Raw genomic sequence first — 25578 nt, forward strand, 5'->3', positions numbered from 1 at the left:
CATCAAGAGCCTGCGACTTCGCAGGCTCTTTTTTTATGCCATTTATTTAAGGAAGAGGTATATGCACCAGTGTCCTTACTGTCACTCATTACATATCACGTTACTACGCCAGACTGAACCATCTTCAGGTGTATTTGCAAAGCTTTCATCATTTTCACCGATGTCTCTGGCAGCAGCCTGTATGCAGTTGTCCAAACGCAGTCCTGTTCATCCTTTAGTAGGTGGCTTTGTTGGCTTGGTGATCGGGGGCATGTTTCTGCTCTACGTCCAGCATCAAGACAACATGGTGACGCTGTTTTACCAGTGTGAGCAATGTCTGGAGCATTTTGAAATCCAGCAATCAGGCTTCGCGTAATTCTCATCGTTTACAGCATCTAAATTATTTAAATCACTTAAAGGAAATTAATCATGGCACATCAAATTGAAACCATGGCATTTGTTGGTCAAGCCCCTTGGCATGGTCTGGGTAATCAACTTCCTCAAAATCAGCCAATTGAAATCTGGGCACAGCAGGCAGGTATGGACTGGCAGATTGAATCATCTAATGTCAGTTATATGGCAAAGAATGAACGAGGACAAAGTATTATTCTGCCTTATGAGGAACAGCGAGTGCTTTATCGTTCAGATACTCATGCACCGTTATCGGTGGTGAGTCAGCGTTATCAGGAGGTGCAACCGATGGAGATATTAGAATTTTACCGAGACCTGACTGAGCAATCGGGTTTTGAACTGGAAACGGCGGGTGTACTCAAAGGTGGACGTAAGTTCTGGGCATTGGCAAGAACAGGACAATCGGCAGCACTAAAAGGTAAGGATGTGAGTAACGGCTATATTTTGTTGGCGACCGCATGTGATGGCACACTGGCAACCACGGCGCAATTTACCTCAATTCGCGTGGTATGTAATAACACTCTGGCGATTGCCTTACGGGGGCAGAATAGTAGTGCAGGTGTGGTGAAAGTTCCACACAGTACCAAGTTCGATGCAGAAAAGATCAAACATCAACTTGGTATTTCAGTGCGTGCATGGGATGAACACATGTATGAGATGAAGCAACTCAGCCAGCGTAAAGTCACCCAACAGGAAGCAGCAGCTTACTTTGATGCCGTGTTTAATAATACGAATCTAAGTATTGCCGAACAGGATGAAAGTATCATTCAGTTCTATCGTAATGTGGCAAGACCTCAACCAACCCATTCATCCAAAGCTGACAATAAAGCCGAACCAAATGGACGTGCCATGTCTAAGGTCATGACCATGTTTAACGGGCATGGTCGTGGTGCAGAGTTAGCCTCAGCTAAAGATACGGCGTATGGGCTGCTTTGTAGTATTACTGAGTTTGTGGATCACGAACGCCGTGCAATGGGTCAGGATCATCGATTGGATTCAGCATGGTTTGGTGCTGGAGCCAACATTAAACAACGCGGACTGGAACAGGCATTGAGAATGGTGTCTTGAACTTACTAAGCTATTTAATTATTTCAGACTTTGAGACTAAATAAAGGAATATTTGAGTTGAAAATTTATGAAAAGTCTTCATAAAGAATCATTTAGTCTATTGTAACTAGAGAGAGCGCAGAGAATGGGTGGGCAATATTCAGATGGTCTTATGATTGAACAATTGCAAGATGGGTTTTTATTAAGAATTAACAATAAAAACCTTTTTGATTTTTTATGGGTGAAATTTGCTAAAGACTTTGGGCATGAGCGTTTTATGACAAACGTATCGGTTAATTCTTCTGATTACAGAATTCATATTCAAGGCTTAAAAACTCACGTATTAGAGCAGGATTTAAGATATATCCCTCCTCATTCTCTTAATCAATATATCTAGAGACTAATTTAGATCACAACAAAAACCACATCTTCGGATGTGGTTTTTTTATGTCTTTAAATACAGGAGCAAGTTATGGGACAAGCCATGACGAGCCAACAGCAAGCTTTTATAGATCCACCTGTTCGAGCAAAAAACTGTTCAAGTCGTAACATACGGAGTAACAAAGCCAAACGATTGGCTGAAACTAAACAGATGAGTCGTCAACAATGGTTACAAATACGAAAACAAGGGATTGGAAGTAGTGATGCAGCAACAGCTTGTGGGGTGAATCCACACATGTCGATGCTGGAACTGTGGATGATAAAAACAGGTCGAATGCAGCAGAGCATTGAAGATGAAAGCACAGGCTATGCACCATTGTACTGGGGCAAACGACTAGAACCGCTAGTGGCTGAATATTACAGCATGCATACCAACCATAAAGTCCGTCGGGTCAATGCCGTGTTGCAACATCCTGATGAGGATAAGACGTTCATGCTTGCCAACTTAGACTATGCCATTGTCGGGAGTGATGAAGTACAGGTACTGGAATGTAAATCAGTGGGTGAATATGGGGCTAGACTCTGGCGGGATGGAGTCCCGCTTTATGTGCTTTGTCAGGTACAACACCAACTTGCTGTCACAGGTAAACAGGCAGCGCATGTCTGTGTACTGATCTGTGGACATGAAACCCGAATCTATAAAGTGACCCGTAGTGAGAGTGTGATTGAACACATTGTGCAGGCGGAACGTCATTTCTGGAAATGCGTGGAAATGGATATTCCTCCGGCAGTGGATGCATCCGAATCAGCAGGCAAAGCCTTACAAGTGCTGTATCCTGAGCAGACTCCGTTACTGACAGAAGACTTCACTGACAATGAGATTGCCAATCAATTGTTTAATGATCTACTGGAAGAAAAGCGCAAGATTGAAACCCATCAACAACTGTTTGATGAACTCAAACACCGCTTACAAATTCTGATGAAGGATGCTGAACGAGTGGTCTTGATGGGAGGGACGATCACATGGAAGAAGGCACAGGATTCAATCAGCCTAGACAGTAAAGCCTTACTTAAGCAGCACCCTGAGTATTTACAGCAATTCCCACAAACTAAAGTAGGGACACGACGCTTTCAGATTTATCCAAATGGTCATTAACTTAGCTCAAGGTCGAAATCGGATTACATCATACCGCTTATTCAACCTATACCGCCCATGATCCCATGCCATTAAACAGCATGGGATTTTTATTTAACAAATATAATAGAGGTCAAACATGATTAAAGGTTTAGCAATTACACCCCCGATATTGGGGCGTATCAGTATTGGTAAAATCGTAGAAAAGAATGGCAAACGTGTGCCTGAAAAAGATGACCAGTTCACCATTACTAGTCAAATTCAAAGTAAGGAAGGTTGGGTGAACCATCCAATGGATGAAACCTTACGGGCAAAAGCCAGTAATAATAAACTTCGTAGTATCCCAGTCAGGATGATTTTCAATGATCCTGAACTAAATCTGCGAGCAGAATACACCTTATTTGATCGGCAGACTGGGCGTCCCATTTGTATTGGGAATGGTGAGACGTGTCAGCGATCAGGGAAAAAGGGCATTGAACAACATCCATGTCCTTCACCAAGTTTATGTTCATTGGCGCAAGGTGGTTTATGCAAACCTTATGGCAGACTTTACGTCAATTTAGATGACGCAGATGAGTTCGGTACATTTATTTTTAGAACCACAGGTTTTAATAGTATTCGAACATTGGCGGCACGACTGGCCTATTATCATGCAGCATCAGGTAAGCTACTTTCATGCTTAGCATTACAATTGACCTTACGGGGCAAAAGTACTACTCAAAGTTATCGAACTCCAATCTATTACGTGGACTTAACTTTAAGGGATGGAACAAGCTTACAAGATGCGATTATCACAGCGAAGGAAATAGATAAGCAGAGTAAACAGTCTGGATTCTATCAGGAAGTATTAGATCAGGTCGCACGACAAGGCTATGCTAATGCCAAGTTTGAGGTAGATGGCGAGGAGGAATTGGACGTGGTTGATGAGTTTTATAATAGTGATGAACAATTAAAGCAGCCTCAAACTGAGGTTGCTCATGCAGATGTTAGAACATTACAAAAGGGATTGGCACAGAGTGTCATAGCTGTAAATTAGGGAGCCTTTGGGCTCTCTAACTTTCGTATAATTTTTTCTTTTTGATTATTGGGTTTGTTACGTCATCTTTTGTTGTTATCAATAATAATTGATTTGTTACATGTCTGCAGGGGGATTAAGGGTACATATAAATTTGATAGAGATATTAATAATATATGAGTCGTCTATAACAACATGGTTGGATAATCGAAATTCTGTACTATGGTGTATTTCATTATTTAATTAAGTATTTGATTCGATGTATTATCTTGTAATGTCGATATAAGTTGGAGGGGCTAACTTATAAATACATCTATTTGCTCAGGTTGTATAACCTCAATTCATAAAGGGGTTTAAAAAAATATTGCGTTTGATGAGAAACGGTTAGCAACGAGAAAATGATGGAAACAAAATTCACGTTATTAAGAGTATTGATTCTGTTGGTAAGTACACCTTATACAGCTAGAAAGTGTTATCTCACAAAGCATACCAAAATACTTGCAAATGCAAGCATCTTGGCTGAATCAGATTAATAGGTGATTTGTGAGTAGCAAACGATTTAAAAAGATCTTTTTAGAAGTTGTAATCTAGCTTTCTCCCTTATTTACCCAAGGCATAGAAAGATCAATGTCAGAGACCAGCTTGCCACCACCAAAGCTCATGTTTTCCAAAGGAATGGCATACATTATCAGGGTGATATCATCTTGGCTGATGCCAACCTTTTCAACTGCGTATCGGGTGACCAATTCTGCGAGCTTACGTTTCTGCTCTATTGTCCTACTTGTACCTGATGTTACTGTTATGATCATCCGCTTGTCAGATCTCTTCAAATTGGGAAAAGTCGGATGAATGAAGAGTTCATCATCCTTATGCTCACTGATGATTACGAAACGATCTTCCATAGGTGTATTTAGAGCTTCATGAAGTGCGAGATTTAAAGCATCTGCAAGAGCCAGCTTCTCTTCGCTTGAAAACTTTTGAGTCGGTATGTAAACATGAAAGATTGGCATTGATATTTCCTCTGATGTATTGGTCAGGTTAAATTTGGCGATAAAATTAGTAGTTGCTCGTCTTGGCTAACCAAATCTTAAGCAATGGTATGATGAATGTTTATTCGATTTGTCTGAGCACAGGAACTATATGCATTACACAAGATGTTCCTTGAACCAATCCAGTGCGGCGGTACTGGATTCATCGAATCTGGAGATGTACGGATCGAAGTGGCTACCAGAGATAGTTACGAGACGTTTTGGTTCAAGAGCCCGCTCGTAGGCTGCCAACTCGATATCTGCCAATGTAATCGTATCCTGTAGCGCGACGATCATCAGTAGCGGTGTGGGAGACACGCGAGCAATCCACGTACCTGGTTCATACATGCGCGCGGCGCGGGTCGAACGCACAGTGATGCTGTTTTCCCAGATGCCGTGGGGCACAGCTTGTAGGTAGAATTCGATGGCTTCCTTGGTACGGTACGAAGCAGGTATCGCTGGGTCTGTGCTGACGATCACTTGCCTTTTAGGCGGTGCTCCACGAGCTTGCGCCCGTTCATCCGCAGTAAACGCATCTTCTATAGCAGCAATGGCGTCGGGTGGGATACGGCGTAGTCCTTGCTCAAACCCACTGATCGTTGGTACCTGTGAAACAATTGCACGTAAGCGACGGTCTGTTGCACCCAGCACTAGCGCATGCCCACCAGCATAGCTTGTGCCCCACAAACCGATGCGTTTCGCATCTACGATTTCCTGACTTTCAAGGAAACTGATCGCGCGCCGCCAATCAGCTATTTGGCACCATGGGTCGATATCTTGGCGTGGGGTACCGTCACTTGAACCGAAGTTGCGGTGATCGTGTAAAAGAACTACAAAGCCGTTAGTGGCGAATTTTTCAGCGAATGGCTCTAGGCCGTGTTCCTTTACACCTGCATAGCCATGCGCCATGGTGATGGCAGGATAGGGGCCAGTACCACCAGTGGGCACGTAGAGCCAACCTCGCAGCGTGACGCCACCATCGGCTTCAAACGCTATATCGGTACGTTGAAACATGGTTTTTCTCCTTACAGAAAGATATCGGATGGCACGATAAAAATAACTGGAATCAAGTTTGCCTAGCAGATGGGAATGGATTTCCACGAAAAGCTTCCAGATACCATTAGGTGGTAGATGATGAATCTCTATATGTACTTTATGCCAAGTTAATTACCTGGTCGTTCAAGCGAGAAGAGTTGCTCCTCACCGATTTCGAAGTAGTCAGCGGGGCCGCCTCCTCGCAGGATCGAGTGAGCCTTGGTAGTCTGGTACACTCCGTCTTCGATTAGTTGGTGGTCAATATGAATTACTACTGCTTCACCTAATACTAGCCAAGCTGGCAGTCTCATGCCGCCTTGTGTTTTAAGCTGTATGATCTGAGTGACTACACACTCGAACTGCACCGGGCTAGCAGCTACTCGTGATGGCCGAACTTTGTCAGAGGGCAATGCCTCCAGATTAGCCAACTCAAACTCATCGACTTGAATAGGCACCATAGCAGAGGAGGTGTTCATTGCTTGGGCGAGCTCTCGAGTCGCCAGATTCCATACAAACTCACCAGTTTCACGCACGTTGGCGAGTGAGTCCTTCTCACCAAGTGAACAAAAGCCAATGATGGGTGGCTTGTAGTTGAATAGATTAAAGAAGCTGTAGGGCGCAAGATTGCGCACTCCATTGTTAGAGATTGTACTGATCCAGCCGATTGGTCTCGGAGCGACGATGGCGTTAAGCGGATTGTGACGCAGAGAATGCCCTTGCGCTGGGTCATAAGAATGCCAGTCAGTCATAATTTCCTCTTTTTGAACAGGTATAAGGAACGCGGTTTCCATTGCCTTCAGCTTGGTGTACGTTCGCAACACCAGAGCCGAAGGTTATTGTATTCATATCCCGAACCTGTTCAGGGAATGGTTTTCAGATCGGAGCTACGTAAGTCCTACGCCAGATAAACGAACAAGACATCCGTTTCAAGTCAATTTTGCTGCCCTGTTTTCAAGAACAGGGCAGATTTATTTTTCTTACTTCTTTAAATCAGCCAATAAAAGTATTTTTTCCTTCCTTAACTAAAGAAGTCTTGACCGAGTGTTCCTTCAAGCTGCTCCTTGAGGCCCGATGAGAATTCACGAACTACGGAGAAAGGACTTTGAAAGAGTTTGATATTGTTGATGAGGCCAGTCTCATTCTGGGTGAGGATGGTGATGCCAGTGATCGGCTTGCCACCGTGGATAGCATCCCATTCAAGATATGTCTTAGCACCGTCAACCGTCTCTGCAGTGAACACGAAGTTTTCATACATTGTGCTCGTTGCTGTAAAGAATGCTCCAATAAGTGTTGGGCCAACCACGGCCTTGCTGAGGGCCGAAGTCTGAAGGGTCACATCAGCAGTGAATGAATTGGCGAAATCGTTCGTTCCTTTCTTCTTGACGATTTGCATCCATGCTGTTCCCAGCGAGTTGATGTTAGTAGTCATTAGAATCTCCTAAGTTGGTCAGTAGTCATTTCAATATTCCCCAGAACATGTCTGCGGTTTTTATTTTTCAAGATGCTCTATGAGAAATTCACCAGCTCTCTGCAATGCGTCATGCGCCTGAGGCAAAGATGCTGTTTGAATATGCCAAACATGTGGCATTTCCGCCCAAACCTCAAGGTGTGACTCGCCACCAGCCGCACGTACTTTGCGGTCAATTTCAAGCGCGTCATCAAGAAGTACTTCATCGCTTCCTACATGGATGAGCAATGGAGGAAAGCCGTGCATGTCTGCGAACATTGGCGAGATGATCGGATCCTTCAAATCATGGTTTCCTGCGTAAGCTTCGACCATTTCCCGCATCGCACCTATATTTACCATTGGGTCGCGATCAGCCAACTGCGTTAACGATGGTAGCGTCAGCGTTAAGTCTGCCCATGGGCTAATGAGTAGAACTGCTCGTGCGTCTTTATGACCCTTCGAGGAAGCGTAGGCAAGAATATTGACAACCATGCCGCCGCCACTGGAATCTCCAGAAATAGCGAACGGCTTCCCAAGCGCACGTATAGCCTCGTAGCCACGGATCGACTCGTCATAGGATGCAGGGAATGGGTGTTCGGGGGCTTTTGAATGGTCCAGAACGATGACCTGAGACTTTGATGCCCGAGAAAGCTCCCCGAGCATTCCCAGATGCGAGGCAGGAGAACCAGCCACCCAGCCTCCACCATGGAGATGGTAGATAATACGTTCTTTAGATGCGCCAGGAGCCGTAATTGCCACCGCAGCTACACCACCGAGCTCAATTGGCTCTGCTATTAGGTCCGCTGCTGGCGGGTTTGCTTCAGGGATTGACTCCATACTTAAACGGAGCGTCTCGATGTTGCTAACGGGATGCTCAAGTTCGAAGGCGAACATCGCTTCGCGGAGTTTGCGGATGGAAGATGAATCGTAGGTCATAGTTCTGCTCACTTCAAATCAAGAAAAGTTGCTGGCACCCAGTCGTAGCCAGTACCAGTGTCGGCCTTGCGAATACGGCCTAGGCCAGGGAACGGCATGTGGGCTGCGGCAATCATCGTTTTATCCGCAGCGAGTTTCACAAGAAGGTCTTCACGTGTTTTGACAGCCGATGCGCTGTCTGAGTCAAAGACAATGCTGATTTCTGGATGAGGCATTTGGACTGCACCAACATGAGCTACATCGCCCCAGACCAGCAATGACTGACCTTTAGAAGAAATCATGTATCCTGTGTGACCAGGCGTGTGGCCAGGAATAGCATATGGTGTAATACCAGGGATGATTTGGTCCATGCTGGTATAAGGCTTCCATTTACCTGCTGCGATGTAAGGTGCAGCACCATCCTGTGCGATTTTGAAGAAAACTTTTGCATCTTCGGGAGCCTTAGCCATAATTTCCTTTGATAGCCAGAAGTCGGCATCGGCTTTGTTCATCATCACAGTGGCATTCGGAAAGACGCGTTTCCCATCTTTGTAGATACCACCAACATGATCACCGTGAAGATGAGTTAACAGCACTAGATCAACCTGCTCTGGTTTATAACCGGATGCCTTCAAGTTCTGCACGAGTTTGCCTAATGCAGCGGGACCCCAGTGTCCTCCAGCGCCAGTATCAATGAGAACTAGCTTAGAACCAGTATTTACGAGATAGCCTTGAACAGTGGCAGAAACATTCTTGGGGTCATTTTGGAAGGAGCGTGCTAGAAGGGACTGAATAAGCTTCGGGTCACCATGCAGGAGGTTTGAGTCAATACTAGCGCCACCGTCATACAAAGCAGTGAGTTCATAATCGCCAATCATAGTGCGATAGAAGCCCGGAACCTGTTTGTGTTGCATTGGTGCAGCGGCTTGAACGGGTGTTACAACAGCAACGGTACTAGTAAGTGTTAATGATACAGCTAGCACAGTACGTGAAGTAAGGTTCGATAATTTCATAGCATTTCCTAACTATTATGTAATGGGGCATTTATATATACGTCATGATCTTTAGCGGGACGCCAACTCATCCAGGCATATTGTTGTTGCCACCTTTCTAATTGCACGTATGGACAATTTTCTTTGAGCTAGCAAAAAATATAACCACTTGTGCTTTGCAAGTGGTTGAAGATTACTTCTATAACTTGCATAATGCAAGTGGAAAAATGAAATAAAGGGAAAATACCTGTGTTACAGACAAGACGATCGGGTTGTCCGATCAATCTGACACTTGAACAAATCGGTGACCGCTGGAGCTTAATTGTTATCCGCGACGTCATGTTCGAAAATAGGCGAAGCTATGGAGCACTGCTGGAGCAAAACAAAGAGGGAATTGCCTCGAACATCCTTGCAAGCCGTTTGAAGCATTTAACGTCCTCTAACCTTCTGACACGCTGTCCAGATCCGAATCATCAGCAAAAATTTATCTATAGCTTAACCGAAGAGGCCATACAGTTAGTTCCTCTGTTAGCACATATGGCCGCTTGGGGGCTTCGACATACAAATCCGAGCAAAGAGGCGTCTTTGCGTGGTGAGATTTTAGAAAAGGGTGGTCTGTCACTTTGGAATGCCTTTATGGATGAACTACGTTATCTTCATCTCGGTATACCACGTCCAAAGTGCTCAACATCTGATGAGTCTTGGACTGATAACCAGAAGGCAATAGCTATTCTGCTTAGAACCTGATCGGTTAAACGAAGGCAAGTTAGAAAAGGTTCTTTGCAACTTGACGAAAAATAGAGCAAATCTGTCATGGCGAATTTGGCTGACAAGCGTTCCTTGCTTGCTGACTTTTGCCAGAATCAAGGCCGCAACAAGCGATGGGTGAGCTAAACTCGCGGTTCAACCTGATTTCAACAACCGCTTGGCGCTGAACTGTTTTTGCTCTGGCGTCTTAATACAAGCATCTATGCAGTTTTATTGGGGTTTATCGATTTAGCCTAAGCTTATTCTTTACGCTGCGTCTTAAAATTAATTCAAGTCGATCTTTAGCCACATTTCTCCCAATGTGGCTTTTTTCATACTTTTTTATTACGACGCATCATGTCGTCCTTAGTATATAGTTAAACATAATTTGGTTAATAAAAATGATAAGTTAAATGTATTGAGTAATTTAGAGGTTAGTATGAAAAGAGATTGGGAAGTTATTCGAGCAATTTTAATTGCTACTGAAGAAGATAGATTTGATGAATATCTTGAAAAAACAGAAGATGATACTCTTATTTTAGGTAATACAAGTCTTTTAATTGAAGCTGGTTTCATAACTGGAAAAGTTCTACAAAGTCTTGATGGAATAGATGATGTTTTCGTGGATGATTTGTCTTGGCAGGGGCATGAATTATTAGATGTAATTAGAAGTAAACCTGTCTGGGAAAAAATAAAAACGACGGCCTTAGAAAAAGGACTTGAACTTACTTTTGATGTGGTTAAAGCATTGGGAAGCAAAGCCATATCATTTGTATTGGGTGAATAGAGAATTAAAATGATAGTTCAAAAATGCAAGCAACCATTAGGTTGCTTGCATTTCGTTAGGTCACTATTTTTCTTCTGTTTTTCTCATTTGATTTTGATTAAGCGGTACATCTAAATTTCTTTCAGAAAGTTCAAGGAGCTTTAAAGCATTTGATTGTTTCATAAAGAACTTTAGTATTTTCATGCCTGCAAAAATGATAGCAAACATCAAAAAATAATTGATACCAGCCCAAGTCAAAATATCTGTTAAGTTGTGAAGTAATACCTTAACCATATAGAGCACGTAAAGCATAAGTCCGTATGAGAATAAACCTGAAGCAAAGAAAAGGCCTGCTCCAATTGTTTCTAATCGTTTAGCCTTTTTGGGATCAATGTGCTTAATTGGTTTTAGTTGATTTTTTCTGAATCAAACTCTAATAATTTCCCACAGTTTTTATAAAGTCTTGCCGCAAACTCACAGTCTATCTTGCGCTTGATGTATCTTGGTTTTTATAAATCCTTTTCATTGAGGTTGAGCTCTTTTTGAAGCGTTACAGCACTTAACCGATATTGATAGCCTTTTTTCCTCTTCCTCAACAAGTGGGGAGAGCTTCCTTGGCAGATTATTTTAGAGCTTTATTTGAGGCCATAGAATGTAATCGTCAGAAAGAATATGGTTTTTTACCTAATGATTTCAAATTAACAGATAGTTCAATTGCTACCTTGGCTAATTGTGCATTGTCGTTAGAATCAGAAGAAATGATTGATGGACCATATGTGAAAAATTTTAGAAGTCGTGAACGCAAACGCCCAAATAGTGGCTTCTAATCTTGAAGTATGTGGACAACTTTAGAGTTGTCCACAAAGTCGATGAAACACTTTATAAATCTGCTACAATTGCGCCAATTTAAATTTTCTTTTTCGCCATTTGCTGTCACCTTTTGAAGTGTGTACAAATTGGTGTACAAATTGTAGATAAAATTCATGTTTAAAGACGAATTAGCTAAGCAGGTAAAGGTTCGTAGGACTTTCGCCATCATTTCCCACCCCGATGCCGGTAAAACCACCATGACAGAGAAATTACTGTTATGGGGTAAAGCAATTCAGGTTGCAGGGATGGTAAAAAGCCGTAAATCTGACCGCGCAGCTACATCTGACTGGATGGAAATGGAAAAAGAGCGTGGAATTTCCATTACCACTTCTGTTATGCAGTTCCCTTATAAAGGTCACACTATTAACTTACTTGATACACCGGGACATGAAGACTTCTCTGAAGATACTTATCGTACCCTAACTGCAGTTGACTCTGCATTAATGGTGATTGATGGTGCAAAAGGTGTCGAAGAACGTACCATCAAATTGATGGAAGTTTGTCGTATGCGTGACACTCCGATCATTTCATTTGTAAACAAGATGGACCGTGAGATTCGTGAACCACTTGAGTTGCTGGATGAAATTGAGAATGTCCTCAATATTCGTTGTGTACCAATTACATGGCCATTAGGGATGGGACGTGATTTTGCAGGTGTATACAACATTCTTGAGAATAAGTTGTATGTCTACAAAGCAGGCTTTGGCTCAACTATTACAGATATTGAAGTACGCGATGGCTACGACCATGCAGATATCCGTGAAAAAGTAGGTGAGTTGGCTTGGGCGTCTTTTGAAGAGTCACTCGAGCTTGTACAAATGGCGAATGAACCTTTAGACCGCGAATTATTTTTACAAGGTAAACAAACTCCAGTTCTATTTGGTACAGCATTAGGTAACTTTGGTGTTGACCACGTGTTAGACGCATTTATGAATTGGGCACCAGAACCTAAAGCACATCCAACACAAGAGCGTGTTGTCGACGCGAAAGAAGAAGGTTTTTCTGGTTTCGTCTTTAAAATTCAAGCCAACATGGATCCGAAACACCGTGACCGTATTGCCTTTATGCGTATTTGCTCAGGTAAATACGAGAAAGGTTTGAAGATGAATCATGTACGTATTGGTAAAGATGTTCGTATTAGTGATGCATTGACATTTCTTGCGGGTGAGCGTGAGCACTTAGAAGAAGCGTGGCCAGGTGATATTATTGGTTTGCATAACCACGGCACAATTCAAATTGGTGATACTTTCACAAGTGGTGAAAATCTACATTTCACAGGTATTCCTCACTTTGCACCAGAGATGTTCCGTCGTGTGCGTTTGAAAGATCCATTAAAGTCAAAACAATTGCAAAAAGGTTTGAAAGAGTTGTCTGAAGAAGGCGCAACTCAGGTATTTATGCCACAAATTAGCAATGACTTGATTGTGGGCGCAGTTGGTGTGCTTCAGTTTGATGTGGTTGCTTACCGTCTGAAAGAAGAATATAAAGTTGACTGCGTGTATGAGCCTGTAAGTGTTAATACGGTTCGTTGGATTCATTGTGATGATGACAAGATTCTCAATGAATTTAAGAAAAAAGCACATGATCAGCTTTCTATCGATGGTGGCGGACACTTAACCTATCTTGCACCAAGCCGAGTGAATTTGCAGATTATGCAAGAGCGTTGGCCTGATATTCAGTTCCGTAACACACGTGAACACTGATCATTTTAATGTGACAAACAGCTTCGAACAGAAGCTGTTTTGTTTTGAAAAATAAGAAAGGATGATGAAATGAATTTGAATAGAAAGACAGTTATTGCACTTTTAGTTGCGGTAATCATATTACTTTTGGCTATTTGCCTCTTTGTCTGGAAAAGCTCTCAACCTTCATCATCTTCTCAAATGAAATCGGCTTCTACCCAAAATCAAAATATAGAGAAAGCTGAAGTACTCCCATTTCTAAACTTACAACAAGTAAAAGCTGATTATGCTTTGCCATTTTGTGAGAAGAAAAATTGTATTGATGTCGATATTCAAACGATAAAGACTCAAGATGCATGGCTAAATGAATGGATTGCCAAAAGTCAGGCTAAAGTGATCCAAGACCAAATTGATTTGAAAAAAGACTTAAGTTTGCAGCAAGCCATTAATGCTTATGTTAAAAAGTCTGATGAATGGCAAGATAAATATTCAAAGAATCGGGCTTATGAATTGCATCTTCATACACGTATTGCATCGCAGCGTAACCAATATGTTTTATTGCAATTAGGACTTGATACCAAGCAGGAAGAGCTCACGATTAAAGACCGTTATTACTTTTTTGTGGCCGACCGCAAACTGCATAAGAGCTTAACTTTGTTAGATGTTTTGAAAAAAGATCAACAAACTACTGTGCATCAAATGGTGCAGGTGGCTTATCAAGACTGGTTAAAAAAGCAGACTGCTGACATAAAGAAAGAAGCACCAAAAACTTTATATTGGGGACAGGCAGATTGGTTCTTTGATGGTGAGGGGGTTGGCTTACATTATCAGGCAAACCAGATTACTAAAGAAGCTCCACAGCTCGATATTTATTTATCTAAAGAACAGACCAAAAAAATATTACAACCCGAGGTTTATGAACAAATGTTTTAAGATGGTAGCAGAATTTGCAACCTCAATTTATATGCGCTAATTTCTTAGAAAGGCATAGCGTAATCTCCTTAGAATAAAAGGCAAAATATGATGTTATCTTCTAAAGCTTCACTGCGATTAACTTTGCTTGCTTCTGCTATATTTTTGGCAGCATGCCAACCTAAAGCTGATCCTAAGGATTCTCAAGAGCAGCAGAAATCAACTGTTCAGGAACAAAAGCCAGTAGAGTTGACTTTGAAGGGTGAAACAATTCCTAGTAAGGTGGTTTTACCTGATTGTGATGGTAAAACTTGTCCAGAATTTACGGTAGAGCGCTTACAAAGTAATTTTCCTTTTATTGACAAAATTATAGATCAACAAATCTTAACTACATTAAATCAAATTTTAGAAATTGCTGAACCTGATGCTAATAGTAAGCAAACGGAACAAAAAGCAGAAGCTTCGGCAGTAGCGGGTGGAGAGCAAAAAAATAGCTTTGATGTACAGGTGCAGCGCTACGCAAATTCATTTATTGATCTAGATAATGAGTTAAAAGCTTTAAGTAGTAATCATCAGATTAATCTTTTAGTTAAACCTAAGATTTTGCAGGCTCAAGGTAAAGTTGTAACTGTAGTGCTTAATAGTAGTAGCTATTTAGGTGGGGCTCATGGCTCTGCTGCACAGCATTATTATAATTTTGATTTAAAAGAGCAAAAGCAAATTAAGCTTGAAGATTTATTACGTCCTCAGCAAAAAGCAGCTTTAGAGAAGTTAGCCCATGAAGCCTTTAAGACATGGGTGACGGAATCTAAATTGGCTGATAATGTTGCTGACTATGAACAAGCATGGCCATTTAAATTATCTAATAACTTCTTGTTGGGTGAGCAAGGTTTAATCCTTCAATACGGTGAGTATGAAATTGGCCCATACGTGGTTGGACTCCCTCGATTAGTCATTCCTTATGACCAATTGCAAGATGTGTTGAAAGAAGAATATTTGCCACAGCCTAAAGCTAAACCAGCTTCGGCACCAGTTGCAAAAAGTGCTGGCTAATGCATTTGTTCGATACCCATACCCATTTCGATGTTGCCGATTTTGATGAAGATCGGCAGCAACTAGCACTCGAGGCTAAAAAAGTGGGTGTAGATGCTTTGGTTTTAATTGGCTTTCTACAGTCACGTTTTGATGAGTTGGTGCAGACTCATCATCAGTTAAAAAGTTGGGAAAATGTGCCTATTTCTTATTTAGCACCAGGCTTACACCCGTTTTATATTGAGGAGCATCAACCAGAGCATTTGAGCCATCTTGAACAAATCTTGCAGCAAGAAAACTGCGTGGCTGTAGGTGAAATTGGCTTAGATACTTTCTTGAAAGAACATAAGCAGCCAGATGTATATGCAAAGCAAAAACAATATTTTGCAGCTCAGTTAGAGCTTGCAACCCAATACCAAAAACCAGTGTTACTCCACATTCGAAAAGCGCACGGTGATGTGCTTGCTATATTAAAAGCTCAAAAATTTAAATTTGGCGGAATTGCTCATGCCTTTAGTGGTGGAGTAGAAGAGGCAAAGGGTCTTATTAAGCTTGGTTTTAAAATTGGTGTGACGGGGCAGATTACCAATCCAAATGCAAAAAAACTTCATACGGTTGTGCAGGCTATAGGTGCAGAGCACTTGGTGATTGAAACAGATTGTCCAGATATGACACCGCTTTGCTGTCAAACCTCAACAGAACAGCGGACTCGTAATACTCCTGTTAATTTGCCTTACGTTCTACAAAGTTTGGCTGAAAATTTAAATATGCCAGAGCCGGATTTGGCTGAGTTGCTGTGGAAAAACTCTCTTACTGCATTGAAATTATCGTAATAAAAATCAAAGATTAGAAATAGTAACTAAAACAAAACACAGCGATTAAAAAAGAAGCTTAAAGTAAGAAAACAACATGTAAAAACGTGAAAAATAACATTGCCAGACGTGGGAGGATAACCCAATGGCTAAGTATAGCAATATCAATAGTTTTAATGCTTTACAGACGCTAACAGTAGGTTCCAGCAATTATCAGATTTTTAGCTTAGCCCAAGCAGAGAAAACGCTAGGGGATATTGCCAAACTGCCGAAATCTTTAAAAGTATTATTGGAAAACTTATTACGGTTTGAAGATCAGCACAGCGTTAAAACTGAACACATCCATGCTTTAGCAGAATGGCTAAAAACCCGTACCTCGGATCAAGAAATTCAATATCGACCTGCACGGGTTTTAATGCAAGATTTTACGGGTGTACCAGCGGTCGTCGATTTAGCTGCAATGCGAGCAGCGATGGCGCAAGCGGGTGGTGACCCTGAAAAAATTAATCCATTATCTCCTGTAGACTTAGTCATTGACCACTCTGTCATGGTTGATTATTTTGCCGATGATCAGGCGTTTGAAGAAAACGTACAAATCGAGATGCAACGTAATGGTGAGCGATATCAATTTTTACGTTGGGGGCAGTCTGCATTTAATAACTTTAGTGTAGTGCCACCGGGTACGGGAATTTGTCATCAGGTCAATTTAGAATATTTGGCTCAAGCGGTGTGGCTAGGTGAAGATAATGGACAAACCTTTGCTTTCCCTGACACCTTAGTTGGTACAGACTCACATACCACCATGATTAATGGTTTAGGTGTTTTAGGTTGGGGTGTAGGGGGGATTGAGGCCGAAGCTGCTATGTTAGGTCAACCCATTTCTATGCTTATTCCTGAAGTCATTGGTTTTAAATTGACAGGAAAACTACCGGAAGGAATTACGGCAACTGACTTGGTGCTGACCATTACTCAAATGCTTCGCCAAAAAGGAGTTGTGGGTAAATTTGTAGAGTTCTATGGTGATGGTTTAGCCGATTTACCACTGGCTGACCGAGCGACCATTGCCAACATGGCACCAGAGTATGGTGCGACTTGTGGTTTCTTCCCGATTGATGAAGTGACTTTGGGTTATTTGAAATTAACTGGCCGTCAAAGTGATCGTATTGAACTAGTCGAAGCGTATAGCAAAGCGCAAGGTTTATGGCGTAATGCGGGTGATGAACCTGTTTTCACCGATACTTTAAGTCTTGATATGAGTACAGTTCAGGCAAGTTTGGCAGGTCCAAAACGTCCACAAGATCGCGTGCTTTTATCAGAGGTGCCGAAAACCTTTAATGCGCTTATGGAGTTAACTTTAAAACCAGCCAAAGAAGCTAAAGAGCGTTTAGAAAATGAAGGTGGTGGCGGTACTGCTGTCGAGGCAAAAAAAGCAAATATCCAACATGAAAGTCCTTCTTGCGTGATTGAAGGAAAAACTTATCCATTAAATCATGGTGATGTTGTTATTTCGGCAATTACCTCATGTACCAATACTTCTAACCCAAGTGTAATGCTGGCTGCAGGTTTACTTGCTAAAAAAGCGATTGAAAAAGGCTTGCAGCGTAAACCATGGGTGAAAAGCTCTCTTGCACCAGGTTCTAAAGTTGTGACTGACTATTTGCTGGCTGCTGGGCTTACGCCATATTTAGATGAGTTGGGCTATAACTTGGTGGGATATGGTTGTACGACTTGTATCGGTAACTCAGGTCCACTACCTGAACCAGTGGAAGATGCAATTCAATGCCATGACTTGAATGTTGCATCAGTACTTTCTGGTAACCGTAACTTTGAAGGACGCGTACATCCATTGGTTAAAACAAACTGGCTTGCTTCGCCACCTTTGGTAGTGGCATATGGTTTAGTTGGTAATATTCGTACCGATTTGACTACGCAACCTATTGGGCAAGGTAAAGATGGACAACCTGTCTATTTAAAAGATATCTGGCCAAGTCAGGCAGAGATTGATGCTGTCTTACAGAAAGTTAATACAGAGATGTTCCATAAAGAATATGCTGCGGTGTTTGATGGTGATGAAAGCTGGCAATCCATTCAGATTCCAAAAAGTAAAACTTATGAATGGGCGGATGATTCGACTTATATCCGTCATCCGCCATTCTTTGAAGGAATTGGTGAGCCACCCAAACCGATTAAAAATATTGAACAGGCACGTATTTTGGCAGTGCTTGGTGACTCGGTAACGACTGACCATATTTCACCGGCTGGTAATATCAAAAAAGACAGCCCAGCAGGTCGATACTTACAAGAGCAAGGTGTTGAGCCAAAAGACTTTAACTCCTATGGTTCTCGACGTGGTAATCATGAGGTTATGATGCGAGGCACCTTTGCCAACATTCGTATTAAGAACGAAATGCTTGGTGGTGAAGAGGGTGGTAATACCATTCATGTGCCAAGTGGTGAAAAGCTCGCTATTTATGATGCGGCGATGCGTTACCAACAAGAACATACACCGCTTGTGATTATTGCTGGTAAAGAATACGGAACGGGTTCTTCACGTGACTGGGCTGCCAAAGGAACGAACTTGTTAGGTGTAAAAGCTGTCATTGCTGAAAGTTTTGAGCGTATTCACCGTTCAAACTTGGTAGGTATGGGAGTGTTGCCATTACAGTTTATTGATGGACAAACTCGACAATCTCTCAACTTAACTGGTCATGAGGTGATATCAATTCGAGGTTTGTCTGATGGCGTTCAGCCTCATCAAATTCTTGAAGTTGATGTCAAAGGACCAAATGGAGTAGCGAGCCACTTTAATGTGTTATGTCGAATTGATACGTTAAATGAGGTTGAGTACTTTAAGGCAGGTGGTATTTTGCATTATGTACTTCGGAATTTGATTGCTTCATAAATTGGCTAAGCTTGTACAGCCTTGTAATGAATATGAATGAGCTAATGTTGGGTATATAGCCATATCCTTACTTTTTAAGGATAAAAAGTAACAAAAATCCTTTGTCGGGCTGACGGTATGTCCTTATACCGCAGCCCAACTGAGCGGCATCCATGCCGCCTGCCACACTAGTAATCAATAGTTTAAATCTTAAGCCGTATAATTTGATTAATAATCATAAGACTTGTCGTGAGTTTAAATATTACAGTCTCAAGTTTTCTTTGATCTAAAATACACTTTCTTCTGAAAAGCAGTAAAATACTCTCCGTGTTTTATATCCCCAAAGAGTAGCAATGACCGATCTCCAACAAGATGAATATGACCGCCGTTTTGCAGGTGTAGCCAAAGTTTATGGTGATTCATCGTTCCAGCACTATGAAAAAAGTCATGTGATGGTGATTGGTATTGGTGGCGTCGGCAGTTGGGCGGTAGAAGCTTTAGCGCGCACAGGTATTGGTGAGATTACATTAGTCGATATGGACGTGGTTGCAGCGTCAAATGTAAACCGTCAGCTACCTGCAATGACCTCAACTCTGGGCTGTGAAAAAGTTGAGATTATGGCGGAGCGTTGTCGCCAAATTAACCCACGTATTAAAGTAAATATTATTGATGACTTCTTAACGCCTGAAAATGTCACAGAGCTTTTAAACCCTGTACCGGATATTGTTTTGGACTGCATCGATGACGTTAAAGCAAAATTGGCTTTGATGCTTCATTGTCGTTTTAATAAAATTCCTTTAATTGTGTCGGGTGGAGCAGGCGGTAAGCTCGATCCACTTAAAATCCGCGTGGCCGATCTATCAAAAACAGAACAAGACCCAATGTTAGCGAAGCTACGTAGTCAACTTCGTGCTCGCGGCATCTGTAAAAAGCCAAAAGAGAAATTTGGTATTACCTGTATTTACTCAATCGATAATCCATTTTCTAGTGCAGATGTTTGCCCATCGGCGGGATTACGTTGTGGTGGCTATGGTTCAGCGGTAGTGGTGACTTCAAGCTTTGCTATGATTGCTGTGGCTGAAGTTTTGAAAAAGCTTGATTTAAAGAAAGCCTAATTTAAATATTGAAAAGGCATGTGCTTATGTGAGTGCATGCCTTTTTATTTTTGAGAGAAACTATTTAATCATACAGCTCTATGTTGTCTTGCTGGGGTTGTGTGGGTAACTGTTGATCATAAAATTTAAAGCACCATAAAATTAGAACAACAACGGTGAAAATGACAAACCCTTTTAAATACTTCATGAATAATTCAATCAATTGAATGGTCTTGATAAAATTCTAGCGAAGGCTATCTATCTAATCTAATATAGAAAATAGACCTAATAATCTAATTTTGAGATGGTTATGCTCACATTAAAACAATTCCAATATTTTATAAAAATTGTTGAAGAAGGGAGCTTTACCGCTGCTTCAGAGAAACTATTTATTGCTCAGTCTGCTTTAAGTCGGCAAATGAAGCTATTAGAGGAAGAAATTGATTTTCAGTTATTTGATCGTACTGATAAGAAAGTAAAACTCACGGCGGCAGGAGAAGTCTTCTATAAAAAAATAAAAGATAATATGCATTATTTAAATGAGATCATTGGAGTTTCTAAGAATATTGCAGAAGGAAAAAATCGCCAGATTAAAATTGCTCACTCGAGCAGTATTGTTATGGATAATAAAAAGGTTCAGATATTAAAAGAAATTAGCTTAACGCAACAAATCAATTTTGAGATAAATACCTTGTCATCTGAGCATCAGATTTTGGCTTTACTGAATGGGGAAATTGATATTGGTTTGATTAGACCGCCAGTTCTGCATAGCCTTGAAGAAATAACGACCTTGAAACTATATGAGCAGCCATTATTTGCAGCTGTTTATATTGATCACCATAAATTTAAAGAAACACAAAGTATCCAGATAAAAGATTTAAAAGATGAATATTTTGTTTCGACTCCACATCCTAAGCGTGGGGGGTTGAGTTATTTAGTCTCAAACTTGTGTATAGGGGCTGGCTTCTGGCCTAAAGCAGCGACGATCCAATCACGTAAGCTAAACCAATTACAGTTAGTTGCTGCAAACTTGGGTATTAGCATTGTTCCCCAAGAGTTTGAGCAAATATTACCCCAAAATGTAAAGTTGATTCCTCTAGAAAATAAGAATCTTTTATCTGAAGTGGTTTTAGCTTACAGAACTAACCAGAGTGATCTGATTCAACCTTATGTTGAGCAGATCTACCATCTGCTGGAAGGGTGAGCTGAAATAATTATTGTGGCCCAATATGTTCACTAATAGAAAATGTATATTCCGTATCACCTTCTAATTGACGTTCCTGAGATAGGATGTCCATTTTGGGGCGCTTAAGTTGGTAAAATTCCAAATTGATACAACCACTATTGTTAATCTCATAGCGAATATAGTAACGATCTGGCTCTAGAAAAAATGTTGCTTCTTCAAATGAGTGCAAAGATAGAATTTTCTTCTTGTCGTGATAAATCACAGAAGGGCAGTCTAATATTCCATTTAAATATTGTTTTCGTATCACATGGATTCGAGCTTGAGGAGTCGTCCCTTTTAATAAATATTGAGGTTGGTAAATCCGTTTTTCGGGTACTTTTTTAAAAACCTCTATAATGTTTGTATCAGAGGCAGCATAAGTCATGTTAAACGATGTCAGTAAGTAAAAGCTCAGCAGTATTCTTTTCATAAAGTTCCATCATTATTTTTGATAATTACAATATGAAAATAAAGCAAAAAAGAAGCCAAGCTGGGTTTAAAACACTCGTTTGATCAGTTGTTTGAAACAATTAAAGCAATTGAACATCTAGTTCTTAGGTAGATTACCCTAATCTATAGTAAGTATAAGTTACGCTGTCATCTTTGTAGACGTCATAGCTATTTTGTTTGAAGTCAGAGACCCATTCACTTCCAGTATATCCTGCGATGTGTCCATAAACGTGGTTGCGGGTTCTGTGAATGATGTAAATGTCACCTTCTTGAGGTTCGTCGAAGGCTGGATCAATTTGTTTATAGCCAATCTTTTTGAGGGTATCGCCCCAATCTGAAGCTGCGATTGGGTGGTTTTCAACATTAGCACCAGCAGATTCGAGTGCAAGACGGATACTACGTGCGCATCTAGCTTTACTGCGTCTAGAAGTAACGCTTTCTAATTTTTCTACAAACTTTTCTACATCGATCGGTGGGTTGGTTGAAGTTTGAGTTTGATGATTATTGGGTTTCATGGTGAAAGGATAAGGGAGGCTTGGTGCGCTGTGCGATACAACAATGGCTGCCTGATTTGAATCCTGATACATGTAATTATCAGCTACTTGTCCGTCATAAATAATCATCGTGAAATCTCTACCGTGCTACCCATATCCATATTAAAAAAATCACCACCTACCTGTGGCGTTCAGAGATACTAATAGGCATATCTTAAAAGTTTTGTTTATGTTATGTAATAACGTATCTTTTTTCCAGAGGTGGCTGCCTTGGTGCGGAAAGCTACTTAGCAAAAGAGGTGGTTAAAAATAGTGAAATTTAAATTATTGATATTATTATAAATAAACAATAAATCAGAACTTAAATTTGAATATTTTGCTTCAACATTTGCGAATATACTCAAAATCTAAGTCTCTGATTTAAAATGCCACATTTTCTTACAATTTAAGAAGTCGTTGTCAACTTAAACCTGCTGCTCTTTTACATACTCTTCAGTACGAATCATAGCTGCTCGCATGTTCTGAATTGCATTTTCAACATCAGCTAAAGTTTTTGCGTTTCCGCCACTTAGCGCCTGACGCCATTTACGAGCACCCGGTAAGTTTTGGAATAAACCTAAAATATGACGTGTAATGATTGAAAGAGGAGCACCTTCAGCCATGCGTTGCTCAATATAAGGTAGCATTTGTTCCATAATATCGAAACGATCTGGCGCTTCTAAATTCCAAAGCTGTCCCAATTCGGCGAGTAGGTAAGGGTTGTGATAGGCTTCACGGCCAATCATGACACCATCAACATGTTGTAAATGAACTTGAGTTTCGGCAAAAGTTTTAATTCCGCCGTTAATTTCAATGGTTAGATGGGGGCGTTCTTGCTTTAAGCGGTATACATCTTCGTATCGTAAAGGAGGGACTTCTCGGTTTTCTTTTGGAGACAAACCTTTCAAAATAGCAATACGGGCATGCACAACGAAATATGTACAACCTGTTGCAGCGACAGTATCTACGAAATTTAGCATTTCTTCGTAAGACTGCATGTCATCGATACCAATACGGTGTTTGACTGTTACAGGAATCTTTACTGCTTTTTGCATGCTGTGAATGCATTCAGCAACCAAGTCTGGCTCTGCCATTAAACATGCACCGATTTTATTGTTCTGTACGCGGTCACTTGGGCAGCCTACATTCAGGTTGACTTCGTCATAACCCCAGTCTTCAGCCATTTTTGAGCAAGTGGCAAGCTCTTGTGGGTTTGAACCGCCAAGTTGTAATACGATTGGGTGTTCTTGAGCGTTATAGTCTAAATGACGTTTTGCATCGCCAAATAAAATCGCGCCTGTAGTCACCATTTCGGTGTATAGCACAACGTTTGGGTTAAACAAGCGTGCAAAGAATCGGTAGTCCTTTGTAGTCCAGTCCATCATAGGTGCGACAGAAATACGAGGTTGTAACGATTGAAGTGATTGCATAGCCAATAGACCCAAAAGTCGCTAAATTAATGAAAGGGCAGCATTATACGGGGTTTAGCCCTGAATCGACAGTGGCATTTAACCGAGTAATTTATAACCACCCTTATGTTGAATATAGAAAGATGATTTATAACAATTTACTTTATGAGTGAGCGAGCTGCTTTTTTTGTAAGAAAGCATCAATGACACTAAATAAAATACAAAGCAGAACAAGAGCTACACCTGCAACACATGTCATAGTCCACCCGCCATGATTCCAAGCAAAAATCCCTAAGGCAGAGCCACCAGCTCCTCCAATAAAATAAGTTGTCATATAGATGGCATTAATACGAGATTTAGCATCTGGACGTAAACGGAAAATAATGCTCTGGTTGCTGGTATGAACGAGCGCGAGTGCTAATTGAATTAAAGCAAAGCCAATAACATAACTAGAAAGGAGGGTTTGTCCGAAATAGAAACAAAGCCAGCTCACCAAAAACAGTCCACAACCCATCCACGTAAGTAACCTTGTGTAGCCTTGGTCGGCATATTTACCAATATAGCGTGTTGATAATGCCCCAAAGATACCGACTAGTGGGACTAGTCCGATAAATAGATCGGGCAAATGATGTGCTGAAGTCAAAAGTAAGGCGATGGTGGAATACAAAATACTTACTGCGGCAAAGGCGAAAGCACCTGTAAGCGCTCTTAATAATAGTCGCTTTTCCTCTTTTAAGAGTTGAGCCATGGAAACAAATATTTGTCCATAGTTCATTTTCATACGCAAGACATAAGGCAGACGGCTTTTTAAGGTAAATGCCAACAGAAGCATTAATACGCCGCTAACGACATAGACTACTTTCCAGTGGAAAAGGTTGGAAAATAAGCCAGCTAGACTGGTAGAGAGTAAAATCCCGACCAATAAGCCACTCATTAAAAAACCAATGATCTCGCCAGTTTTTTCGGGTTTTACGGTCATTGTGGCAAGTGGGATGAGGACTTGGGCAGCAACAGAAAACAATCCCGCTAAAATTGTACCAATCCACAACATGGGTAAGTTTACGGCAAAAGCAGATGTAAATAGACCAACTGCGCAAAGTACCATCAAAAACGGAATAGCTTTGGCTTTATTGACAATATCACCCAATGGGACAATAAAGAGTAAACCGAGGGCATAAGACACCTGAGCAAATGTCACTGTTAAAGCGGCTTGTGCTTGAGTTACGGCAAACTCTTGCTGAATAGAGTGAATGAGAGGCTGACAATAATAATTCACACCTGCACATAAACCGCATGCTGCTGCCATCAACCAAAGCAAAGGTTTATTTTGACTGATATCTTCAGGGGTAGACATGACGTTCTCTCAGTTTTATTGGGTGTATGCCGTTGCTTCAACTTCAATAAGCATGTGTTCTAGTGCAAGGCGCGGCACAGGAATAAGTGTACAGGCAGGAAAAGGATGATTTTTCCATAAATTTTGCATAATTTTAATCAAAATTTGATGTTTTTCGACCGAGTGGTCAACAACTAAAACTCTCAATACAGCAATATTGCTAAGCTCTGCATTTGCTGCTTTTAAAGCATGTTGAATATTATCAAAAACTTGGTTCGCTTGTTCTTCAAAACTTGGGCTTAATTCACCTTGGGAATTTTCGCCTCCTTGACCTGCTAAATGAATAATATTCTTAAAGCTCTCCACTACAGCAACATGACTATAAGCGTTTGGCGTTGGGTTATATAAAGTTGATGGATTTATGATTTTAAAAGTTTCTTGACTCAT

At 41.1% G+C, this 25578-nt stretch carries 27 protein-coding genes and 1 pseudogene; 15 read left to right on the forward strand and 13 right to left on the reverse strand.

Going from position 1 to position 25578, the window contains the following annotated elements; all coding sequences use genetic code 11:
• The first annotated feature begins 61 nt into the window (after window positions 1-61).
• The 5 genes from AW165_RS06695 (at window position 62) to AW165_RS06715 (ending at window position 3989) form a co-directional block, all read left to right on the forward strand.
• Window positions 62-355, forward strand: a complete 294-nt coding sequence (locus AW165_RS06695) for a hypothetical protein (RefSeq protein WP_031963084.1) — start codon at window positions 62-64, stop codon at window positions 353-355.
• Between the two features lie 53 nt (window positions 356-408).
• On the forward strand, window positions 409-1458 hold the full coding sequence (locus AW165_RS06700) for a DUF932 domain-containing protein (protein WP_060465305.1): 1050 nt from the start codon (window positions 409-411) through the stop codon (window positions 1456-1458).
• A 124-nt stretch (window positions 1459-1582) separates the two neighbouring features.
• Window positions 1583-1834, forward strand: coding sequence for a hypothetical protein (locus AW165_RS06705; RefSeq protein ID WP_060465306.1), 252 nt, complete (start codon window positions 1583-1585; stop codon window positions 1832-1834).
• 75 nt (window positions 1835-1909) lie between these two features.
• Window positions 1910-2974, forward strand: coding sequence for a YqaJ viral recombinase family protein (locus AW165_RS06710; RefSeq protein WP_060465307.1), 1065 nt, complete (start codon window positions 1910-1912; stop codon window positions 2972-2974).
• Between the two features lie 118 nt (window positions 2975-3092).
• On the forward strand, window positions 3093-3989 hold the full coding sequence (locus AW165_RS06715; RefSeq protein ID WP_060465308.1) for a hypothetical protein: 897 nt from the start codon (window positions 3093-3095) through the stop codon (window positions 3987-3989).
• A 566-nt stretch (window positions 3990-4555) separates the two neighbouring features.
• On the opposite strand, the gene AW165_RS06720 is transcribed toward AW165_RS06715, so the two are convergent.
• The 6 genes from AW165_RS06720 to AW165_RS06745 form a co-directional block, all read right to left on the reverse strand.
• Window positions 4556-4978 (reverse strand): tautomerase family protein, encoded by a 423-nt coding sequence (locus AW165_RS06720; RefSeq protein WP_060465309.1) that lies wholly within the window; start codon window positions 4976-4978, stop codon window positions 4556-4558.
• A 135-nt stretch (window positions 4979-5113) separates the two neighbouring features.
• Complete coding sequence (locus AW165_RS06725; protein WP_060465310.1) at window positions 5114-6010, reverse strand: alpha/beta hydrolase; 897 nt, start codon at window positions 6008-6010, stop codon at window positions 5114-5116.
• Window positions 6011-6159: 149 nt separating this feature from the next.
• The gene (locus AW165_RS06730) at window positions 6160-6780 is read right to left on the reverse strand and encodes a flavin reductase family protein (protein WP_060465352.1); all 621 of its coding nucleotides are present in this window, start codon (window positions 6778-6780) and stop codon (window positions 6160-6162) included.
• A 269-nt stretch (window positions 6781-7049) separates the two neighbouring features.
• Window positions 7050-7460, reverse strand: a complete 411-nt coding sequence (locus tag AW165_RS06735; protein WP_060465311.1) for a hypothetical protein — start codon at window positions 7458-7460, stop codon at window positions 7050-7052.
• Window positions 7461-7520: 60 nt separating this feature from the next.
• On the reverse strand, window positions 7521-8414 hold the full coding sequence (locus AW165_RS06740; protein ID WP_060465312.1) for an alpha/beta hydrolase: 894 nt from the start codon (window positions 8412-8414) through the stop codon (window positions 7521-7523).
• Window positions 8415-8422: 8 nt separating this feature from the next.
• On the reverse strand, window positions 8423-9406 hold the full coding sequence (locus AW165_RS06745; protein ID WP_060465313.1) for an MBL fold metallo-hydrolase: 984 nt from the start codon (window positions 9404-9406) through the stop codon (window positions 8423-8425).
• Window positions 9407-9634: 228 nt separating this feature from the next.
• On the opposite strand from AW165_RS06745, the gene AW165_RS06750 reads away from it, so the two are divergent.
• A complete protein-coding gene (locus AW165_RS06750) occupies window positions 9635-10132 on the forward strand; it encodes a winged helix-turn-helix transcriptional regulator (protein ID WP_171254240.1) in 498 nt (165 codons plus the stop codon).
• A gap of 439 nt (window positions 10133-10571) precedes the next feature.
• Window positions 10572-10919: a DUF2513 domain-containing protein gene (locus AW165_RS06755; protein ID WP_060465315.1), complete on the forward strand. Its 348-nt coding sequence runs from the start codon at window positions 10572-10574 to the stop codon at window positions 10917-10919.
• A 63-nt stretch (window positions 10920-10982) separates the two neighbouring features.
• On the opposite strand, the gene AW165_RS20080 is transcribed toward AW165_RS06755, so the two are convergent.
• Window positions 10983-11192 carry a hypothetical protein gene (locus tag AW165_RS20080; RefSeq protein ID WP_228138734.1) on the reverse strand — a complete coding sequence of 70 codons (210 nt, stop codon included), beginning with the start codon at window positions 11190-11192 and terminating at the stop codon, window positions 10983-10985.
• 311 nt (window positions 11193-11503) lie between these two features.
• On the opposite strand from AW165_RS20080, the pseudogene AW165_RS06765 reads away from it, so the two are divergent.
• The 7 genes and pseudogenes from AW165_RS06765 to AW165_RS06795 all read left to right on the forward strand — a co-directional run.
• Window positions 11504-11725, forward strand: a pseudogene (locus tag AW165_RS06765) (hypothetical protein); the annotation flags it as partial.
• Between the two features lie 156 nt (window positions 11726-11881).
• A complete protein-coding gene (locus tag AW165_RS06770) occupies window positions 11882-13471 on the forward strand; it encodes a peptide chain release factor 3 (protein WP_060465318.1) in 1590 nt (529 codons plus the stop codon).
• Window positions 13472-13540: 69 nt separating this feature from the next.
• Window positions 13541-14383, forward strand: coding sequence for a hypothetical protein (locus AW165_RS06775; RefSeq protein WP_032035288.1), 843 nt, complete (start codon window positions 13541-13543; stop codon window positions 14381-14383).
• Between the two features lie 90 nt (window positions 14384-14473).
• A complete protein-coding gene (locus AW165_RS06780; RefSeq protein ID WP_081410561.1) occupies window positions 14474-15415 on the forward strand; it encodes an RsiV family protein in 942 nt (313 codons plus the stop codon).
• A complete protein-coding gene (locus AW165_RS06785) occupies window positions 15415-16227 on the forward strand; it encodes a TatD family hydrolase (RefSeq protein ID WP_060465320.1) in 813 nt (270 codons plus the stop codon). The genes AW165_RS06780 and AW165_RS06785 overlap by 1 nt, the downstream gene beginning before the upstream one ends.
• A 124-nt stretch (window positions 16228-16351) precedes the next feature.
• Entirely contained in the window at window positions 16352-19108 is a 2757-nt protein-coding gene (gene acnA / locus AW165_RS06790; RefSeq protein ID WP_039764300.1) for an aconitate hydratase AcnA, read from the forward strand.
• Between the two features lie 332 nt (window positions 19109-19440).
• Entirely contained in the window at window positions 19441-20202 is a 762-nt protein-coding gene (locus AW165_RS06795) for a ThiF family adenylyltransferase (RefSeq protein WP_014208375.1), read from the forward strand.
• A 64-nt stretch (window positions 20203-20266) separates the two neighbouring features.
• On the opposite strand, the gene AW165_RS19095 is transcribed toward AW165_RS06795, so the two are convergent.
• A complete protein-coding gene (locus tag AW165_RS19095) occupies window positions 20267-20389 on the reverse strand; it encodes a hypothetical protein (protein ID WP_002117232.1) in 123 nt (40 codons plus the stop codon).
• 96 nt (window positions 20390-20485) lie between these two features.
• Between AW165_RS19095 and AW165_RS06800 the strand changes: the two genes are divergently transcribed.
• A complete protein-coding gene (locus AW165_RS06800) occupies window positions 20486-21385 on the forward strand; it encodes a LysR family transcriptional regulator (RefSeq protein WP_081410562.1) in 900 nt (299 codons plus the stop codon).
• Between the two features lie 10 nt (window positions 21386-21395).
• Here the strand turns inward: AW165_RS06800 and AW165_RS06805 are convergent, their stop codons facing one another.
• The 5 genes from AW165_RS06805 to AW165_RS06825 form a co-directional block, all read right to left on the reverse strand.
• Window positions 21396-21791, reverse strand: coding sequence for a hypothetical protein (locus AW165_RS06805; RefSeq protein ID WP_080591746.1), 396 nt, complete (start codon window positions 21789-21791; stop codon window positions 21396-21398).
• Window positions 21792-21969: 178 nt separating this feature from the next.
• On the reverse strand, window positions 21970-22479 hold the full coding sequence (locus AW165_RS06810; protein WP_014208378.1) for a hypothetical protein: 510 nt from the start codon (window positions 22477-22479) through the stop codon (window positions 21970-21972).
• Between the two features lie 335 nt (window positions 22480-22814).
• Window positions 22815-23819, reverse strand: a complete 1005-nt coding sequence (dusA, locus tag AW165_RS06815; RefSeq protein WP_060465322.1) for a tRNA dihydrouridine(20/20a) synthase DusA — start codon at window positions 23817-23819, stop codon at window positions 22815-22817.
• Between the two features lie 142 nt (window positions 23820-23961).
• Window positions 23962-25152, reverse strand: a complete 1191-nt coding sequence (locus AW165_RS06820; protein ID WP_017387602.1) for an MFS transporter — start codon at window positions 25150-25152, stop codon at window positions 23962-23964.
• Window positions 25153-25167: 15 nt separating this feature from the next.
• On the reverse strand, window positions 25168-25578 hold the full coding sequence (locus AW165_RS06825; protein WP_046812611.1) for a RidA family protein: 411 nt from the start codon (window positions 25576-25578) through the stop codon (window positions 25168-25170).

Origin of the sequence: Acinetobacter sp. LMB-5, assembly GCF_001541635.1 — a bacterium.
Lineage (GTDB): Bacteria > Pseudomonadota > Gammaproteobacteria > Pseudomonadales > Moraxellaceae > Acinetobacter > Acinetobacter pittii.